Below are 3,515 nucleotides of genomic sequence, written 5' to 3'. Positions count from 1 at the left end.
ACGAGTTCGTGTTCGCGACGGGCGACGGGTTCGACCGGATCATGGATTTCGAGGACGGGCTGGACCTGATCCGGATCTCGGCGGGGGCCGTTGATTTCGGCGGTGTGACGGTGGCGGCGTCAGGGCCGAACACGCTGGTGACTTTCTCGGATGTCAGCGTGCTGCTGGTCGGCATCAACCCGGGCGACATCGACGCGAGTGATTTCGTCTTCGGGTAGGACGCGGTGTGGGCAATTGGCCACGTTCTTCCCCGCTTGAACTCCTGCCGTGCCGATGCGGTTGCTCAATGGTTCTCCGACGTTAACGTGACCTGGCCAAGAGTGATGTCGCGGCAAGGTGGCAAGCCTGTCGACTGCTTCGCTCGAAATCTGAAACGGGGAAGTTGCTTATGTCGACGTACACTTTTACGGGTATCACGGTCCAGTGGGATATTAACGGCAGTCCGGTGTCGCTCGGGACGACCACCATGTCGGTCGCTTACAATGATGGTACAACACCCTCGTTGGTCTATTCCGTTATTGGGGGCGATCCAGGAGATCTGCCCGAAGTCGATTTCATCAGCGCTAACGATTCTGATGTGATCGTTGACGGCATATCATTGAATGTTAACGATTTTTTTGACGATGATCAGTTTGACGAGAGCCTGCTCGGCGAGGTTGTCTGGGACGACAACGGTACTCAGAGATCCACAACTATTCTAATTCTTTATGACGATGCCACCGGCACCGACCATATCTACGCGATTGGCGGCGATCCTTTGCCCGCATTTGCGTCCCTCGTTGACTTCATCAATTTCAACAACAACGACATCATATCTGTCGGTCAGGCGGCGTCACCGCTTGCTCCAGGAGACACAATCAATATTGCTGCGAGCCCATTCGCGACGCTGACTGAAAACGACTGGATGCGGGGCGGCGCCAGCTTCGATTTCTTTGATGGCGGGATCGGCAGTGACACGCTGGACGGTGGCGGTGGCCGAGACACACTGGAAGGCGGCGACGACAATGACACGCTGTTTGGTCGCATAGGCAATGACTCGCTTTCCGGCGGCGCGGGGAATGACTCGCTCGACGGTGGCGGCGGGGTTGACCGGCTGGAGGGCGGTGCGGGCACCGATACACTCAGGGGTGGCAGCGGGTTCGACACGCTGCTGGGCGAGGCGGACAATGATTTCCTCTTCGGCGCGCAGGGCAATGACAGCGTCGATGGCGGTGACGGTGACGACCGGGCGTTTGGCGGGGCGCATCTCGACACGCTGACCGGCGGGCTGGGCAATGACTCGCTCAACGGCGACGGTGGTGCGGACCTGATCGACGGTGGTGTCGGGGTCGACCGTCTGGTGGGCGGCGTGGGCGCTGATACGATCCTCGGCGGTGCGGACAACGACCGGATCTTTGGCGGCGGCGATGCCGACCGGATCGAGGGCGGGACGGGCGATGACCGGATGAACGGCGGCACCGGCGCGGACGAGTTCGTGTTTGCCACCGGCGACGGGTTCGACCGGATCATGGATTTCGAGGACGGGCTGGACCTGATCCGGATCACGTCGGGGGCCGTCGATTTCGGCGGTGTGACGGTGGCGGCGTCAGGGCCGAACACGCTGGTGACGTTCTCGGATGTGAGCGTGCTTCTATTCGGCATCAGCCCGGGCGACATCGACGCGAGTGATTTCGTGTTTGGGTAGTGGCAAGACAAAGCCAGCCGCGTGCCAATCAACAACGGCGCTTTGAAACAGCACAAATCTGACATTTTTGTCGCGTAGCTGGCTTGTGGAACCCTAACCCTTTGCAGGCGATCGCTCGGTTCCTCTCGGGATCACGGGCGGAGCCGGGTTTGACATGTGATGCGTCTCATTTAATCGGCAGGTTTCAGCCGAGTGTTTGCCAATAATTTGAAGATTGCGGGCCGGGCACAACCGTCGGCATCGCGGTTTCAAAATCCGCCACATTATTGACAGTTTCGAGAGGTTTGTTGCGTACGCGCACCCTTAAATCAATGAATGAAATGTCGAATTTACCCCAAGATACTGGGCCGCTGACCAAAGCACTCACGGCAGACCTGACCTCGGGTTCATCTTTGTCTGCGCCGTTTCGCGCGGCGCTGTATTCCGAAGCCATAGACGCCGTCGCCAATATTTCCACGAGCTATACGATTTCCGTCGGCGATCAGTTCGATGGAACGATCAGTAGCTCGTCGGATGCGGACTGGGTCAGAGTCAACCTGACCGCTGGCGAGACCTACGTCTTCACGGTTTGGGGAACTGGAGGCAGCGCCGCGGGATTGGACGATACGCTCCTTAGACTTTACGGTTCTTCTGGAAATCTTCTGCTGACCAATGACGACGTCGACCCGTCCGTTGGCAACCATTTTTCGCTGATCGAGTTCACGGCGACGACGACAGGGACCTACTACCTTGGTGTATCGGCATATGGCGGCGAAACCGGCACCTACAGGCTGCAGGCGGCGACCAATGTCTACACTGTCGAGCAGGTCGTCACACAACTCATAGATTTTGGCTGGGGGATTCCGACTCCGATCGCGCATGATGAGCGGACCGGGGATACGATGACGGTTAACATAGCGGCGCTTACCGCTGCGGGACAGCAACTTGCGCTGTGGGCGCTGGAGGCATGGAGTGTCGCAACCGGCATGACGTTTTCAACCACGACATCGACTTCGGCGGACATTCTGTTTGATGACAATCAGGCCGGTGCCTTTGCGGGACCGGAAGCCTACTTCCCGAATACGGGACAGATTGTACAGGCGAGCGTCAATATCTCGACGAATTGGTTATCGACCTACGGTACGTCGATCGGAAGCTACTCATTCCTGACCTATCTGCATGAAATCGGCCATGCCCTCGGGCTTGTGCATGCAGGGAACTATAACGGAGCGGGCAACTACGCCACGAACGCCGTGTTCCTGAACGACAGCTACCAGATGACGGTGATGTCGTATTTCGACCAGATCGATAACACCTTCATCAACGCGGACTTCGCGTTCCCGATCACGCCGATGATCGCAGATATCGCAGCTGTTGCAGAGCTGTACGGCGCGACAATCTCGGCCTATGCTGGCAACACGATCTGGGGTGCCAATTCCAATATCGGTGGATATCTCGGCACGATCTTCGGGTATCTTTTCGACGACAATACGATCAATACCTCGATCTACAATAACGGGCCTGTTGCGTTCACGATCCAGGACAGTTCCGGTACCGACACGCTTGATCTCAGCACCACTACGTCGAACAATAACGTGAACCTCGTGTCGGGTAGCGTACTGGACGTTGCGGGGATGGTCGGAAATGTGGTGATCGCCCAAGGGACAATCATCGAAAATTATGTTGGCGGTTCCGGCAATGAACAAGTTTCAGGCAACAGTGCAAACAACCAATTGAACGGCAATGGCGGCTTTGACACGCTTGACGGTGGCGCGGGTAACGACACCCTGGATGGTGGTGGCCTGGCCGACAGCCTCTTGGGCGGAGCCGATGACGACACGCTTTTCGGTCG

At 57.7% G+C, this 3,515-nt stretch carries 3 protein-coding genes; all 3 read left to right on the top strand.

The genetic code is table 11. The features are described from left to right. Positions 1–218 (top strand): hypothetical protein (locus OEZ71_RS20205; RefSeq protein ID WP_412175665.1); only part of this gene is annotated, 218 nt, incomplete at its 5' end. A gap of 248 nt (positions 219–466) precedes the next feature. Continuing rightward, positions 467–1,684 (top strand): calcium-binding protein, encoded by a 1,218-nt coding sequence (locus OEZ71_RS20200; protein ID WP_263741900.1) that lies wholly within the window; start codon positions 467–469, stop codon positions 1,682–1,684. Between the two features lie 287 nt (positions 1,685–1,971). Continuing rightward, positions 1,972–3,515, top strand: a 1,544-nt coding sequence (locus OEZ71_RS20195; protein ID WP_263741899.1) for a M10 family metallopeptidase C-terminal domain-containing protein, incomplete at its 3' end; no start/stop codon positions are given.

This window comes from Albidovulum litorale (assembly GCF_025751495.1).
In the GTDB taxonomy this organism is placed as follows: Bacteria; Pseudomonadota; Alphaproteobacteria; order Rhodobacterales; family Rhodobacteraceae; genus Albidovulum; species Albidovulum litorale.
The sequence above is the reverse complement of the archived record's forward strand: the minus strand, read 5'-3'. Positions and strand labels throughout refer to the sequence as shown.